General features: G+C 66.3%; 15 protein-coding genes. 11 read left to right on the forward strand and 4 right to left on the reverse strand.

Annotated features, from left to right (window positions below):
- The coding region (locus VA599_RS21365; RefSeq protein WP_346790522.1) for a retention module-containing protein at positions 1 to 1,005 on the reverse strand (1,005 nt) is incomplete at its 3' end.
- Positions 1,006 to 1,312: 307 nt separating this feature from the next.
- On the opposite strand from VA599_RS21365, the gene VA599_RS21370 reads away from it, so the two are divergent.
- The 6 genes from VA599_RS21370 (at position 1,313) to VA599_RS21395 (ending at position 5,841) form a co-directional block, all read left to right on the forward strand.
- Positions 1,313 to 1,615 carry a hypothetical protein gene (locus VA599_RS21370; protein ID WP_346790524.1) on the forward strand — a complete coding sequence of 101 codons (303 nt, stop codon included), beginning with the start codon at positions 1,313 to 1,315 and terminating at the stop codon, positions 1,613 to 1,615.
- A gap of 178 nt (positions 1,616 to 1,793) precedes the next feature.
- Positions 1,794 to 1,979, forward strand: coding sequence for a hypothetical protein (locus VA599_RS21375; protein WP_346790526.1), 186 nt, complete (start codon positions 1,794 to 1,796; stop codon positions 1,977 to 1,979).
- Positions 1,973 to 2,470 carry a GNAT family N-acetyltransferase gene (locus VA599_RS21380; protein ID WP_346790528.1) on the forward strand — a complete coding sequence of 166 codons (498 nt, stop codon included), beginning with the start codon at positions 1,973 to 1,975 and terminating at the stop codon, positions 2,468 to 2,470. The genes VA599_RS21375 and VA599_RS21380 overlap by 7 nt, the downstream gene beginning before the upstream one ends.
- A 104-nt stretch (positions 2,471 to 2,574) precedes the next feature.
- A complete protein-coding gene (locus VA599_RS21385; RefSeq protein WP_021475192.1) occupies positions 2,575 to 3,228 on the forward strand; it encodes an EndoU domain-containing protein in 654 nt (217 codons plus the stop codon).
- A 223-nt stretch (positions 3,229 to 3,451) separates the two neighbouring features.
- The gene (locus tag VA599_RS21390) at positions 3,452 to 5,326 is read left to right on the forward strand and encodes a M3 family metallopeptidase (RefSeq protein ID WP_346790530.1); all 1,875 of its coding nucleotides are present in this window, start codon (positions 3,452 to 3,454) and stop codon (positions 5,324 to 5,326) included.
- A gap of 182 nt (positions 5,327 to 5,508) precedes the next feature.
- Complete coding sequence (locus VA599_RS21395; protein ID WP_346790531.1) at positions 5,509 to 5,841, forward strand: hypothetical protein; 333 nt, start codon at positions 5,509 to 5,511, stop codon at positions 5,839 to 5,841.
- A gap of 49 nt (positions 5,842 to 5,890) precedes the next feature.
- Here VA599_RS21395 and VA599_RS21400 read toward each other — a convergent pair whose 3' ends face one another.
- From VA599_RS21400 to VA599_RS21410, 3 genes are all read right to left on the reverse strand, one after another.
- Positions 5,891 to 6,442 (reverse strand): hypothetical protein, encoded by a 552-nt coding sequence (locus VA599_RS21400; RefSeq protein WP_021475197.1) that lies wholly within the window; start codon positions 6,440 to 6,442, stop codon positions 5,891 to 5,893.
- Between the two features lie 79 nt (positions 6,443 to 6,521).
- On the reverse strand, positions 6,522 to 7,373 hold the full coding sequence (locus VA599_RS21405) for a D-hexose-6-phosphate mutarotase (protein WP_346790533.1): 852 nt from the start codon (positions 7,371 to 7,373) through the stop codon (positions 6,522 to 6,524).
- A gap of 62 nt (positions 7,374 to 7,435) precedes the next feature.
- Complete coding sequence (locus tag VA599_RS21410) at positions 7,436 to 7,876, reverse strand: Mpo1 family 2-hydroxy fatty acid dioxygenase (protein WP_021475199.1); 441 nt, start codon at positions 7,874 to 7,876, stop codon at positions 7,436 to 7,438.
- An 89-nt stretch (positions 7,877 to 7,965) separates the two neighbouring features.
- Here VA599_RS21410 and hutC point away from each other — a divergent pair, with 89 nt between their 5' ends.
- From hutC to VA599_RS21435, 5 genes are all read left to right on the forward strand, one after another.
- Positions 7,966 to 8,682 (forward strand): histidine utilization transcriptional repressor HutC, encoded by a 717-nt coding sequence (gene hutC, locus VA599_RS21415; protein ID WP_031295399.1) that lies wholly within the window; start codon positions 7,966 to 7,968, stop codon positions 8,680 to 8,682.
- A gap of 181 nt (positions 8,683 to 8,863) precedes the next feature.
- Positions 8,864 to 10,105, forward strand: a complete 1,242-nt coding sequence (gene hutI / locus VA599_RS21420) for an imidazolonepropionase (protein ID WP_346790536.1) — start codon at positions 8,864 to 8,866, stop codon at positions 10,103 to 10,105.
- Positions 10,106 to 10,169: 64 nt separating this feature from the next.
- On the forward strand, positions 10,170 to 11,099 hold the full coding sequence (gene hutG, locus VA599_RS21425) for a formimidoylglutamase (protein ID WP_021475202.1): 930 nt from the start codon (positions 10,170 to 10,172) through the stop codon (positions 11,097 to 11,099).
- 38 nt (positions 11,100 to 11,137) lie between these two features.
- Entirely contained in the window at positions 11,138 to 12,808 is a 1,671-nt protein-coding gene (hutU, locus tag VA599_RS21430; protein ID WP_346790538.1) for a urocanate hydratase, read from the forward strand.
- Between the two features lie 59 nt (positions 12,809 to 12,867).
- Positions 12,868 to 13,254, forward strand: a complete 387-nt coding sequence (locus VA599_RS21435; protein WP_346790540.1) for a lipocalin-like domain-containing protein — start codon at positions 12,868 to 12,870, stop codon at positions 13,252 to 13,254.
- Positions 13,255 to 13,291 lie beyond the last annotated feature (37 nt).

Consider the following 13,291-nt stretch of genomic DNA (forward strand, 5'->3'; position numbering starts at 1 on the left):
CCAGTTGCCGTTGGCGTCGATGGTGATGCTGCCGAGGTTGCTGGTCTTGTTGTCGACGCGGCTGGTATTGAACACCGCCTCGCCTTGGTCGGGGTCGGCCACATTCAGCTTGCCGCGGTAGTCCAGCGTATTTGCCGCCGAGACATTGGCGTCTTCGGTCACCGCGCCCTGATCGTTGCCGGTGATCACTGCGGCGTCGTTGACCGGATTGACGCCGATGTTGACGGTTACGGTGGCGGTGCCACCGCGGCCGTCGCTGACGGTGACGGTGAATTTGTCGCTGCCGTTGTAGTCCTGGGCCGGGGTATAGGTCCAGGTGCCATTCGGATTGACGGTGACGGTGCCGTGTTGCGGATCGGCGCCTTTGACGAAGGTCAGCGGGTCGCCGTTGGGATCGCTGGCGGTCAGCGTGCCACTGACCGGCGTGTCTTCGTCGGTGGTGACGTTCATGTCGCTGCCCAACGGCGCGCCGTTGGTTGCGGTGAAGAACGGCGGCGAGTTCTGCGCCGGGACGTCGGCGGCGCGGTTTTCGGGCACTTGAGCCGCGCTTGTCTGCGCTGCGTCCAGTTGCAGCCCGGTCAGGCTTTCGGAGATGCGGCCGATGCGGACGAAGGAGTGGCCGCTGTTCTCGCCGCCGGCGTCGTTCAGGCCGGCCGCTGCCGGGTCGAGGCTGTCAAAAGGATTGCCGGGGTTGGCCGTCGGATTGTCCAGCGCGGCCAGGATCTGCTGCGCTTCCGGCGCCAGCGGGGCGATGCTGGCTTCCGCGGCGTCGGCATGCTGCGCGTGCAGCACCTCCTCGGTCAGCGTCACCTGGCGGTCGCCGTCCAGGTGCATCACTTCGCCGTCGGCGCGGCTGATGCTGACGGCGGCGCCGTTTTCCAGCTGCAGTTGCTCGCCGGGCTGCAGGATGTCGCCTACTTTCAGGATGCGGACCTTGCCGTCGACGCCGATCGCCTTGACGCTGCCTTGCAGCGAGAGAACCTGTCCCTGGGTGCTGGTGGCCATGATGGAAATCCTTATGACAGTTTGCTGATTTCAGCAGAATAGCGGCGCGTCACCCAGAAAAACATTGTACTGAAGCGCTATAAAACCCAACTCCTTATGGATGTTGTCTGACAATGTAATGAATCTGGCAATGTTGGCTAGACCATTAACATGGAAAGCGTACCTGACACTTGGTACGGGTTTAGCTATAACCCCTTAAGAAAAGGGGGGCAGGGCGCAGAAATCGCGGGCAGCAGCCAGCGCCGTACAATGTCGGACAATTGGAGCCAGCCCGCGGCGCCGCTGTCCTTGTCGCGGGGAATTCATCATGGAACTCTATCTGCTCTGCCTGGTTTTCTTTCTGACCGACATCGGCGTCCGGCTGGCGTTGCGCACCCGATCGTGGCGCGTGGTGGAACTGACGCTGGTGGCCGGTTTGCTGCTGGCCTGGCTGTTGTATCCGCATCTGAGCGACTGGGCGGTGCCATGGATGCCGCTGAGCGGGGGCATGCTGTTGTACGCGGTGATGGTCGGCCTGCAGCTGGGACTGATGGATGCCGCCTTGCGCACCGGATTTGGCCGCTGGCGCGCGGCGCACGCGCCGGCCAAGCAGACAAGCCGGCGCTGGTGAGCATAAGACCGCGTCCACAGACTTATGCTTGACGAATGGCCATCGGCGGGAGCAGACTTCGCGCTTCCGCCGCGTGCGCATCCTAAAAACGCATCGTCGCGGGAATTATCGGAGCCGTTTCGCCGCCCGGCGCGCCGGACTCCTCGCTCTTTCATCGTTCTTTACAGGTACCGCCATCATGGCATCGATCTTTATTCTGTCGCGCCACTTGCTGCGCGACATGCTCGGCGACGAGCCCGTTTCCCCATCCATTCTTTCCACCGAAGCGCCGCCGCGACAACTGCTGGCCGACGAAAACCATCTGCGCCGATCGCGGCTGGAGCAGCGCGTCGACCAACGCCGGCTGGAGACTTGCGCATGCTGATCCTGGCCGAGCCGGACGGCAGGCTGAGGCTGCGCGATTTTCGCGAATCCGATCTCGACGCCTATCTGGCGGTGCGCAAGGGCGCGGCGTTCGGCCGCCATTACGCGCCGGAGCAGATGGGCGCAAATTTCTGCGCGCGGCTGCTGGCGGGTTTCCTGGCGCAGCAGCGGCGAGTGCCGCGACGCGACTGGCAGCTGGCGATCGAGCGTAGCGACGACGGCGCGCTGATCGGCTCGGTCGGCTTGCGCGGCGCGGGCGGCGGCGAGGCCGAGTTCGGCATCGAGCTGGCCGAGACCGCCTGGCGGCAGGGCTACGCGCGGGAGGCAGCCCGGCTGATGCTGGCCTTCGGCCGCGAGCGGCTGGCGTGCCGGCGCTTCCGCGCGCATTGCGCGCCCGGCAACGTGGCGATGCTGCTGCTGGCGCAGAGGCTGGGCTTCGACATGCAGCCGCTGCGCGATGGCCGCCGGCTGGATCTGCTGCTCGCGGCCTGAGGCCGGGCGGTTGTGGAGAGAGTGGATGCGGTTTTCACAGATGGGAAGCCGTTTCGTCTTGCCTGGTAGGCAGCATGTGCTGTCCGCCAGACAAGGAGTTTCCCATGCGTTCCCTTCTGCTGCTTCTATTTGGACTGGCCGCGGCGCTGCCGGCCGCCGCTGCGATCAATTGCGCGCCGGGTTCGGCGGATATCGCTCTGGCGCCGATGCAGGTAGCCGTGCCGCCGGCCGCCAACAGCCGGCTTAACCCGCAGATCAATCTGGAGCATATCTTCTGCGGCGAGATCAACGCCGCTGGCGCGGCCGTGGGTTTCCATGCCCGGCCGGGCGGACACAATCCCGTGTTGGGGGCGGGACCCGCAGCGCCGTTGGCGGCTCAAATTACCGGTGGCGTGGACTACATCGTATTGCCCGGCGCGGCCCATCCAGGGCCATATCGCTATGTCGGCGGCGGCATCCAGGTGTATGACGCGGCGGCTGGCGCATGGGTCGCCAAGGGTGGGGCCGGCAGCTCCACTTTCTATCCCGATGCTTGCAACCGGGCGCAGATCATGGCGTCGGTCCGTTACGCCTATACCCACGCCATTGCCGCCGCGCCGCCAGCCGGCGGCCAGTTTGTCGGTCCGTCGGCGCCAGCGGTCAATGCCGCTGGTTATTGCACCGGCGAAAACGGCGCGGTGTTCAACATTGCCGGTTATCTGAACCTGATCGGCGGGATGTGGCGGGTGAACACAGCCTACCCGTTGTCGATGTTCTAGCCGCTTGCGGCATCAGCCGCCGGCCTGCCGGCGGCTGATGCCGACCCGATCGGCGCGAGTTTTGATTTACTCATGCAAAAAATAGGGATATGTGTGAAATAGCATTGAGATATCTTGACCTTGCGGGGATATGGTATGAGACTTAATCATCCATGACGTGGCGATATTCGTCGCCCAAACCATGCCGCCGATAGAGCGGCGACATCCCCGGGAGAAAATGGAAATGACTGCATTGGCAGCGCTGCGCGGCGAGTTCGACGCGCTCAACCGCGATTATCTGGCTATCCACAAGGCCAAGGAAGACCTGTTCTGGGACACCTATATGGCGGTGTCCGACGACGACGCCGGCTTCGCCCGCGCCGAGGGCGCGTTCAAGGATTTCATCTCCAGCCCGGAGCGGCTGGCGTGGACCAAGGCCGCCATCGCGCAGCTGGAAGCGCTGCCGGCCGGCGCGGAGCGCGACGCGCTGTTGCATGGCTTCAAGGGCTGGCTGGCGCTGTTCGACAGCAACATCATCGAAAGCGACGAAGCGCGCCAGCTGATGACCGAGCTGGTGGAGCTGGAGTCCGAGCTGTTTTCCAAGCGCCGCGGCTACAAGATGCGCCATATCAACGAGGCCGGGGAGCTGGAAGAGGCGACGCTGAGCGGCTTGTCCACCAATATGGGCACCAACCGCGACGAGGCGGCGCGCAAGAGCTCGCACGACGCGCTGATGGGCCTGGAGCGCTGGGCGCTGGACAATGGCTTCATCGCCATCGTCAACAAGCGCAACGCGCTCGCCCGCAGCCTGGGCCACGCCGACTACTTTGAATACAAGGTGAAGAAGAACGAGCAGATGACGCCGGATCAGCTGTTCGCGATTCTGGACGATTTCGAGGCTCGCACCCGCGACGCCAACCAGCGCGCGCTAGACCAGCTGAAGGTCAGGCACGGCGACGGCGCGCTCAAGGCGCACAATCTGCGCTTCCACATGAGCGGCGACGTCACCCGCCAGATGGACCCGTTCCTGCCGTTCGCCAAGGCCGTCGAGCGTTGGGTGTTGAGCTTCCGCCGCCTGGGCATCCAGTACCGCGGCGCGACGATGCAGTTGGACCTGGTCGAGCGCCAGGGCAAGTATCAGAACGGCTTCTGCCACGGTCCGATCCCGTCCTTCTTCGACGGCGAAACCTGGGTGGCCGGCCAGATCAACTTCACCGCCGACGCCAAGCCGGACCAGGTGGGCAGCGGCGCGCGCGCGATCAACACGTTGTTCCACGAGGGTGGCCACGCCGCCCACTTCGCCAATGTCACGCAGAACGCGCCGTGCTTCTCGCAGGAGTTCGCGCCGACGTCGATGGCCTACGCCGAAACCCAGAGCATGTTCTGCGACAGCCTGCTGGACGACGCCGACTGGCTGAAGCGTTACGCCCGCAACGGCCAGGGTGAGGCGATTCCGGACGAGCTGATCCGCGCCCGCATCGAGGCGACGCAGCCGTTCGCCGCCTACGCCGAGCGCTCGATCGCCGTGGTGGCGTACTTTGAGCGCGCCTTGTACGCGCTGCCGGAGAGCGAGCTGAGCGCCGAGCGCATCCTGCAGCTGGCGCGCGACAGCGAGCAGCGCATCCTGGGCATCGCCGTCAGCCCGCGCCCGCTGCTGGCCATTCCGCACCTGCTGAACCAGGAATCGGCCGCCGCCTACCACGGCTACCTGTTGGCCAATATGGCGGTGTACCAGACCCGCGCCTACTTCATCGGCAAGTTCGGCTACCTGACCGACAACCCGGCCATCGGCCCGCTGCTGGCCGAGCACTACTGGGGCCCGGGCAACAGCATCAACCACAACGCCACGCTGCTGCGCCTGACCGGCGAGCCGTTCAACGCCCGCTACCTGGCCGACAGCTGCAACCAGAGCGTGGACGAAGCCTGGGCCGGCGCGCAGAAGTTGATCTCTGACGCCGCCGTCCGCGACTATCCGGCGCAGTATCCGGATGCGCTGGACGCGCGCATCCGTCTGGTGCACGGAGCGGAGCTGATCGCCGACAACGCTGCCGGCGACGCGGCGATGTTCGATCGCTTCGAGAGTTGGGTGGCCGGCCATTACCCGGCCAGCGTGCACTGAGTTCCGCTGGCAACGCGAAACGGCCGGGTTTCCCGGCCGTTTTTCATGCGGGCAACGAGGGAGATTCCGGATCGAGACAGCCAACACCGCGCTGTTGGGTGACGGAGGAACTGGCGGCGGCATGGATGGCTGAATGGTCGAAACGCGCGTTCCGGCGCGGGAGCTTTTGGAGGAGGTTAAAGATGAGCGCGATTCAAAACGAAGTGAGGAGCGTGCGGGCCGGCAAAGCGCTGCAGGCGGGGGAGGGCGCATTGTCCGACGAGCAGGCATTGGAGATTTTGCTGGCGCAGCGAGCCATGCTTGGCCAGATCATCCGCAAATGGCGGGCCGATGCGACAAAGCGCCAGGCAAATGGCGGCGCGGCGGGATCTGTCGATGTGTACGAGGCGATGGCGGCGGTATCGCGAACGTTGGATACGCTGGCCCGGGTGTGCGGCGTAACTCCGCCGAAGAAGCCGGATTCGCCGCCGTCTCCTGGCGTATGGCGGACGGCGAATGGCAAGGACAAGCTCTAGAGCGTTCCGGCTCGGCCCGCCGCGAAAGCGGCGGCAGGGGAGCGCCGCCTCATTGCTGGCGGTAGATCAGCCGGCCTTCCAGCAGCAGCTCGCTGGCGGCCAGCGCCAGATTATTGCCGGGGGCGGCGCGGTCGAACACGAAGCGCTGGCCCTGGTATTCGATCCAGGCGCTGATCGGCTCGCCCTGGAAGCGGCCGAGGATTTCCTCGGAGCGCAGCACGTCGGCGTCGGCCGGCAGCATCAGGCCCTTGGGCGCGCTGTCGGCCTGCTCCAGGTCCCACTTGTCATTGTTGATCGGCTGCGGATCGTGGCGGGTGGCGGACTTCATCCACAGGCGGAACATCCACAGCGGCAGCAGCACGCGGTGCACGCGCTTGTCGTCGGTGATCACGCAGGCCACCGGGAAGCGTTGCTCGCATTGCGGACAGCAGGCTTCGGCGGACAGGTAGATCTTGCCGTGCATCAGGCTGGCCAGGCCTTCCATGTGCTCGGCGCCCACCATGGCGCGGCACTGCGGGCAGTGCTTGCCGAAACGGCGCACGCTGTTGCCGTTGGCGAAGGTCAGCGGAAGGAAGCGGGAAATCTTGTCTGGTCGTGCCATTGCTGAGGTCCGTATAGCCTGGAAAGCGCCGCCGGACCGGAGGGTCGCGGCGGCCGTCTCGAACTGGGGATTATAACCCCTAGCCGTGACAAGAGAAATGCAGGCGGCAAGCCAGCCGGTGGCGCTCGCCCGGTGCCAGCGCGCGCGCGTCGTCGCCGGCGTTGGCGGTTTCCACGCAGACGAAGCGCCGCCAGTCCTCGTCCGGCAGGTCGGCCAGCCTTTGCGCCTTGGCCGGCGCGGGGTTCCACACCACAGTGCTGGCCGAGCCTTCCGGCTGGACGACGACATCGCGCCGCCAGCCGGCGTCGCACAGCGTCGCGGCGCGGTCGGAATACACCATCAGGTCCACCTCGCCGTCGAAGCGGAACGGGCCGGCCGGCAGCGCGGCGCGGGCGTCGGCCACCTTGTCGTGGGCCGGGGCGCCTTCCAGGCCCAGCAGCTCGACGCTGTCGATGTCAGAGACAGCGAAATAGCTGTGCAGCGCGGCGCTGACGGTTTGCGCGGCGTCGCCATGGTTGATGGTGGTCAGCGCGATGCTTGCGCCGTCGGGGCCGATGCGGAAGTCCAGTTCGGCGGCGAGTCCGTCGTGGCGCGGGCCGTCGAGTTTCACGTGGAACACTTGGCCGTCGCAGCCGGCGTCGCGCAGCGTCCAAATCTGCTGGCGGGCGACGCCGTGCGCCGGTTGGCCGGGATCGGATGGATGCGGGCCGAACCACGGCCAGCACACCGGCACGCCGCCGCGTATCGCCTTGCCGGGCTGATAGGCGGTTTGCGGCGACAGATAGAGCAGCGGCGGCTGGCCGTCGCGGCGGTAGTCGATCAACTGGCCGCCCAGCAGGGCGATGCGGGCGGAGAAGCCGTCGCCGGCCAGCAGGATTTGGTCGACGCCGGGCGCCAGGGTAGCCAGGCTCAGGCCTTGCGGTAGGAACATCGCGCGCTCCATCGGGATCGGGAAAAGACCGATGATAGCGCGCGGCGGCGCGGTTCAGCGCGTCATTCGATCAAGCCCAGCCGCCGCCATAGCGCGCGCAGCGTCCACAGCGGGCCGATCAGCAGGAATTGCAGGTCCTGGGTGAACGACGGCTTTTTGCCTTCGCGCGCGTGGCCGGCGAACTGGCCAGCCCAGGCCAGCGCGAACACCAGCAGCGAGACGACGCCCAGCGGCAGGCCCTGGCTTTGGGCGATAGTCAACAGCAGCAGCGCCAGGCCGCCGAACACAGCCATCACCAGCGCCGCCGCGCGCGACAGCCTCCAGTACCAGGCCACGGCGGCCAGCGCCGCCAGCCAGGCCCAGGGCAGCGGGCCGGGCAGCACGATCAGAATGCCCAGCAGCGACAGCGCGATCAGCGGCACGCACAGCTTGTGCATGGCGATGTTGAACGGATGGCGGTGGCTTTCGTCGTAGGCCGCCAGCCATTGCGGCAGGGTCATCATGGTTTCGCCTCCCTTTATCTGCGCTGGATCAGCCAGCGATGCGGCCGCTCGCGCTACAATCGCTCATTCCCGTCAAGACTGGAGCCAAGGTGTCAGACGCCGCCCAACCCCGTTACCAGCGCATCAAGGACTACATCCTGTCCGGCATTCGCGACCGCCATTTCCTGCCCGGCTGCAAGATTCCGCCGGAGCTGGAGTTGGCGCGGCAGTTCGGCGTGTCGCGCATGACGGTCAACAAGGCGGTGCGCGATCTGGCCGAAGCCGGCATCCTGCTGCGCTTCGCCGGCGACGGCACCTATGTCGCCGAGCGCAAGGCGGAGTCGCCGCTGCTGGACATCAACAATATCGCCGCCGAAATCGAAGCGCGCGGCCATCGCCACACCGCCCATGTGATCCTGCTGGAAGCGGCGCCGGCCAGCGAAGAGGTAGCGCTGCGGCTCAGCGTGCGCGCCGGCGGCGCCGTTTATCACTCGCTGATCGTCCATTGCGAGGACGATGTGCCGATCCAGCTGGAGGATCGCTACGTCAACCCGGCTTTCGCGCCCGATTATCTGCGGCAGGATTTCTCCGAGCGCACGCCCAACGACTACCTGATGCAGAGTTGCCCGCTCACCGATATCGAGCATAGCGTGGAAGCGGTGCTGCCGGGGGCGGCCGAGCAGGCCTTGCTGGGCATCGCCGCCGCCGAGCCTTGCCTCTTGGTGCTGCGCCGGACCTGGTCGCACAAGAAGCTGGTCAGTTTCGCCCGGCTCACCCATCCGGGGCTGCGTTACAAACTGCGTTCGCAGACGCGGGTGAAGAAGTAAACGGTATATACAATTAACCGACAATCCCAAACAAAAACGGCCGCTTGATAAGCGGTCGTTTTTTATTGCCATGCAACATCAGTGCCTTGCGTGAGACAGTCTGGGAAAAGAAATCTCTCAATGCTTGACACCGGAAGTCCAGGCGATTAAATGTATATACAAATAACCCGGCAGGACGACCATGAACGTTCCCCATCCCCACCGTCCCAGCCTGTGGCTCAACGCCAGGCTGGCCACCATGGACCCGGTCCATGACGCGCCCTATGGCGCGCTGGAAGGCCATGCGCTGCTGTTGCGCGACGGCCACATCGAGGCGGTGCTGCCGCAGGCCGGCATCGACGCAGCAGCCTTTGACGGCGAGGTGTTCGATCTGCAGGGCCGCTGGGTCACGCCGGGCCTCATCGATTGTCACACCCACCTGGTGTACGGCGGCAGCCGCGCGGCGGAGTGGGAAAAACGGCTGACCGGCGTGCCTTACCAGCAGATCGCCGCCGAGGGCGGCGGCATCGTCTCGACCGTCCGCGCCACGCGCTGGCTGGACGAGGAGGAGCTGGCGCTGGCCAGCCTGCCGCGGCTGAAGGCCTTGATGGCTGAAGGCGTGACCACGGTGGAGATCAAGTCCGGCTATGGCTTGACCCAGGCCGACGAGCTGAAGCAGCTGTCCGCCGCGCGGCGGCTGGAGGCGTCCTTGCCGGTAGAGGTGGCGGCGACGCTGCTGGCCGCCCACGCGGTGCCGCCGGAATACGCCGGCGACGCCGACGGCTATATCGATCTGGTGGTCGAGTCCATCTTGCCGGTGGCGGCGCGGGCGGGCTTGGCCGAGGCGGTGGACGCGTTCTGCGAATCGGTGGGCTTCACGCCGGCGCAGACCCGACGGGTGTTCGAGGCGGCGCGCGCGCATGGCTTGAAAGTGAAGGGCCATGTCGAGCAGCTGTCCAACCTCCACGGCGCGGAACTGGTGGCCGAGTTCGGCGGCCTGTCGGCCGACCACATCGAATATCTGGACGACGCCGGCGTGGAAGCGCTGAAACGCGCGGGCACGGTGGCGGTGCTGCTGCCCGGCGCCTTCTATTTCCTGCGCGAAACGCAAAAGCCGCCGGTGGACAAGCTGCGCGCCGCCGGCGTGCCGATGGCGGTGTCCACCGATCTTAATCCCGGCACCAGCCCGTTCGCATCGATCCGCCTGGCGATGAACCAGGCCTGCGTGCTGTTCGGCCTGACGCCGGAAGAGGCGCTGGCCGGCGTTACCCGCCACGCGGCGCGGGCGCTGGGCCGCGGCGACACCCATGGCCGGCTGGCCGCCGGTTGCGTCGCCGACCTGTTGGTTTGGGACATCGCCCACCCGGCCGAACTGGCCTACAGCGTGGGCGTGCCGCTGCTGAAACAGCGGGTGTTCCGCGGCGCGACTCAATACATCGACTGATTACCGTTCGGCCCGCCGGACGCTGCGAGCTTCCGGCCGGGACGGCGACAAAGGAAGCTTGCTCATGGTGGACATGAAAATCTGGACCGGCCGCGTGGACGCGGCAGAAGGCGAGGCGGCCAAGCGCTGGCATCAGGCGGTGCAGGCTTTGCCTGAGAACGGCGCGCCCGGCATCGCCATCATCGGCTTCGCCTGCGACGAGGGCGTGCGCCGCAACCAGGGCCGCGTCGGCGCGGCCGGCGGCCCGCAGACGCTGCGCAAGGCGCTGGCCAACTTGGCCTGGCACCCGACCTTGCCCTTGTACGACGCCGGCGACGTCGCCTGCGCCGACGGCGATCTGGAAGCCGCGCAGCGCCGCCTGGGCGAGCGCGTGGCGCAGGTCATCGCCGCCGGTCATCTGCCGCTGGTGCTGGGCGGCGGCCACGAGACCGCCTACGGCCACTGGCTGGGCCTATCGGCCGCGCATCCGGACAAGCGCATCGGCGTGGTCAATTTCGACGCCCATTTCGACCTGCGCGAGGCTCCCGAGGCCACCAGCGGCACGCCGTTCGCGCAGATCGCCGCCGATTGTGCCCGCCACGGCCGCGTATTCCGTTACCTGTGCCTGGGCGTGGCCGAAACCGCCAACACTCAGGCCTTGTTCGATACCGCCCGCCGCTTGGGCGCCGAATGGCGGCTGGACACTGACATGAACGGCTGGCAGCTGGCCGACATCCGCGGCCAATTGGCCGAGTTTCTCGACAGCGTCGACGCCGTCTATCTGACCATCGATCTGGACGTATTGCCGGCGGCGCAGATGCCGGCGGTGTCGGCCCCGGCCGGCTACGGCGTGGACATCGCCGTGGTGGAGGCGCTGGCCGGCCGCATCGCCAAGAGCGGCAAGCTCGCCGGCGCCGACCTGGTGGAATTCAATCCCGCATTCGATATCGACAGCCATGGCGCCAAGGCGGCGGCGCGGCTGGCCTGGAGCCTGAGCCGCCACCTGCGCCGTTGACCATCGCGCGATTCAAGGAAAACAGAGGAGAGAGAACCATGACTGACCCGCGTTTTGACGCTTCCCGCCACATCCGCGCGCCGCGCGGCAACCAGCTCACATGTAAAAGCTGGCTGACCGAAGCCGCCTACCGGATGATCCAGAACAATCTGGACGCCGAAGTGGCCGAGCATCCGCAAAGCCTGGTGGTGTATGGCGGCATCGGCCGCGCCGCCCGCAATTGGGAATGCTACGACAAGATCCTGGAAACCTTGCAGCGGCTGGAGGACGACGAAACGCTGCTGGTGCAGTCCGGCAAGCCGGTCGGCGTGTTCAAGACCCACGAAAACGCGCCGCGGGTGCTGATCGCCAACTCCAACCTGGTGCCGCACTGGGCCAACTGGGAGCACTTCAACGAGCTCGATAAAAAGGGCCTGATGATGTACGGCCAGATGACGGCCGGCTCCTGGATCTACATCGGCTCGCAAGGCATCGTCCAAGGGACCTACGAAACCTTCTTCTCCGTCGCCAACCAGCACTTCGGCGGCAAGCCGCAAGGCCGCTGGATTCTGACCGGCGGGCTGGGCGGCATGGGCGGCGCGCAGCCCTTGGCCGCCACCATGGCGGGATTCTCCATGATCGCCGTCGAATGCGACGAAACCCGCATCGATTTCCGCCTGAAAACCCGTTACGTAGACCGCAAGGCCACCACCTTGGACGAGGCGCTGGCCATCGTCGAAGACGCCAAGCAGTCGGGCAAGGCGGTGTCGGTGGGCCTCTTGGGCAACGCCGCCGATGTGTTCGCCGAACTGGTGGCGCGCGGCATCACCCCGGACGTGGTCACCGATCAGACCTCGGCCCACGACCCGGTGCACGGCTATCTGCCGCAGGGCTGGACCGTGGCCCAATGGCGCGACAAGCAGAAGACCGCCGCTGCCGAAATCACCGCCGCCGCCAAGAAGTCGATGGCGGTGCAGGTGCGCGCGATGCTGACGCTGCAAGAGCGCGGCGCGGCCACGCTGGACTACGGCAACAACATTCGCCAGATGGCGCTGGAAGAGGGCGTGGCCAACGCTTTCGACTTCCCCGGCTTTGTGCCGGCCTATGTGCGCCCGCTGTTCTGCGAGGGCATCGGCCCCTTCCGCTGGGTGGCGCTGTCCGGCGATCCGGAAGACATCTACAAGACCGACGCCAAGGTGAAGGAGCTGATCCCCGACGATCCGCACCTGCACAACTGGCTGGACATGGCCAAGGAGCGCATCAGCTTCCAGGGCCTGCCGGCGCGCATCTGCTGGGTGGGCCTGAAAGACCGCGCCCGCCTGGGCCAGGCTTTCAACGAGATGGTGAAGAACGGCGAATTGAAGGCGCCCATCGTCATCGGCCGCGACCATCTGGATTCCGGCTCCGTCGCCTCGCCTAACCGCGAGACGGAATCGATGAAGGATGGCTCCGACGCCGTATCCGACTGGCCGTTGCTCAACGCCTTGCTCAACACCGCCGGCGGCGCCACCTGGGTCTCGCTGCACCATGGCGGCGGCGTGGGCATGGGCTTCAGCCAGCACTCCGGCGTGGTCATCGTCTGCGACGGGACGGATGCCGCGTCCGAGCGGCTGGGCCGCGTATTGCGCAATGACCCGGGCACCGGCGTGATGCGCCACGCCGACGCCGGCTACGAGATCGCGGTGGATTGCGCCAAGCAACAGGGCTTGGATCTGCCGATGTTGAAGTAAGCGGGTAGGGCGGGCGCCCCGGCGGGGCGTTCCGCCTGTCGCGTCACAGGAGAAGCGAAATGCAGGCAGACGACTTGATCGGCGAATGGAAGCTGGACGAATTCATCGTCCACCGCGAAAGCGGCGAAGCCTTCCATTGGCCGGGCGAGCAAAGCGGCACGCTGATCTACACCGCCAGCGGCTACGTCAGCGTCGCGCAGAACCGCCAACCTTTGGCAGATCCCAGCCCGGAGGACGCCCAGCGGGTGTCCAATTTCTACACCGGACGCTGGCGGCTGGGCGAAGCGCCGGGCGTGGTCTACCACACCGCCTTGCAATCGAACGCGCCGGCGGTGATCGGCCAGACCATGCGCCGCGAAGTGGAGAAGCTGCCTGACGGGCGCTTGAAGCTGTCCGGACAAGGGCTGAAAGAAAGCGTCACCCTGATCTGGTCCCGTCTGGGCTAGATCGCGCAACAACAGAACATAGAGAAGCATAGAGAGA

Origin of the sequence: Chromobacterium indicum (assembly GCF_039708975.1) — a bacterium.
GTDB classification, from domain to species: Bacteria; Pseudomonadota; Gammaproteobacteria; order Burkholderiales; family Chromobacteriaceae; genus Chromobacterium; species Chromobacterium piscinae.

Excerpts from the sequence above, each read along its gene's own strand:
- VA599_RS21370 (WP_346790524.1), top strand. The coding sequence starts at position 1,313 with ATGGAACTCTATCTGCTCTGCCTGGTTTTCTTTCTGACCGACATCGGC.
- VA599_RS21375 (WP_346790526.1), top strand. The coding sequence starts at position 1,794 with ATGGCATCGATCTTTATTCTGTCGCGCCACTTGCTGCGCGACATGCTC.
- VA599_RS21380 (WP_346790528.1), top strand. The coding sequence starts at position 1,973 with ATGCTGATCCTGGCCGAGCCGGACGGCAGGCTGAGGCTGCGCGATTTT.
- VA599_RS21385 (WP_021475192.1), top strand. The coding sequence starts at position 2,575 with ATGCGTTCCCTTCTGCTGCTTCTATTTGGACTGGCCGCGGCGCTGCCG.
- VA599_RS21390 (WP_346790530.1), top strand. The coding sequence starts at position 3,452 with ATGACTGCATTGGCAGCGCTGCGCGGCGAGTTCGACGCGCTCAACCGC.
- VA599_RS21395 (WP_346790531.1), top strand. The coding sequence starts at position 5,509 with ATGAGCGCGATTCAAAACGAAGTGAGGAGCGTGCGGGCCGGCAAAGCG.
- VA599_RS21400 (WP_021475197.1), bottom strand. The coding sequence starts at position 6,442 with ATGGCACGACCAGACAAGATTTCCCGCTTCCTTCCGCTGACCTTCGCC.
- VA599_RS21405 (WP_346790533.1), bottom strand. The coding sequence starts at position 7,373 with ATGTTCCTACCGCAAGGCCTGAGCCTGGCTACCCTGGCGCCCGGCGTC.
- VA599_RS21410 (WP_021475199.1), bottom strand. The coding sequence starts at position 7,876 with ATGATGACCCTGCCGCAATGGCTGGCGGCCTACGACGAAAGCCACCGC.
- hutI (WP_346790536.1), top strand. The coding sequence starts at position 8,864 with ATGAACGTTCCCCATCCCCACCGTCCCAGCCTGTGGCTCAACGCCAGG.
- hutG (WP_021475202.1), top strand. The coding sequence starts at position 10,170 with ATGGTGGACATGAAAATCTGGACCGGCCGCGTGGACGCGGCAGAAGGC.
- hutU (WP_346790538.1), top strand. The coding sequence starts at position 11,138 with ATGACTGACCCGCGTTTTGACGCTTCCCGCCACATCCGCGCGCCGCGC.
- VA599_RS21435 (WP_346790540.1), top strand. The coding sequence starts at position 12,868 with ATGCAGGCAGACGACTTGATCGGCGAATGGAAGCTGGACGAATTCATC.